Genomic DNA, 353 nt, shown 5'->3' with positions numbered 1-353 from the left:
AGTAAAATTCGCCTGGCCGATGCGTTTGATGTGACCGTTGGTGAGCGTGCTGGTGAATTTTTTACACTGCACTTCCCTGAGGATATTTTTACCCTGCTCGACACCTATGGCCGTTTGCCATTGCCACCGTACATTGAGCACGATGCCGATGCTTTTGATGAGCAGCGTTATCAGACCGTGTACAACCGTGTGCCAGGCGCGGTCGCTGCGCCGACAGCAGGCTTGCATTTTGATGAAGCCTTGCTGCAGCGTTGCCGCGATAAAGGGATTACGCTGGCCTATGTGACCTTACACGTTGGTGCCGGTACGTTTCAGCCGGTACGTACTGAAAACCTGAAGGAACACGTGATGCA

At 53.0% G+C, this 353-nt stretch carries 1 protein-coding gene; it reads left to right on the top strand.

Annotated features, from left to right (window positions below; all coding sequences use genetic code 11):
* Window positions 1-353, top strand: a 353-nt coding sequence (locus KDM89_RS20650; RefSeq protein ID WP_212689723.1) for an S-adenosylmethionine:tRNA ribosyltransferase-isomerase, incomplete at both ends; no start/stop codon positions are given.

Origin of the sequence: Cognatundibacterium luofuense (assembly GCF_018139685.1) — a bacterium.
Taxonomy (GTDB): Bacteria; Pseudomonadota; Gammaproteobacteria; order Burkholderiales; family Burkholderiaceae_D; genus Undibacterium; species Undibacterium luofuense.
Note: the sequence above shows the minus strand (reverse complement) of the source record. Positions and strands in the feature narration are given on the sequence as shown.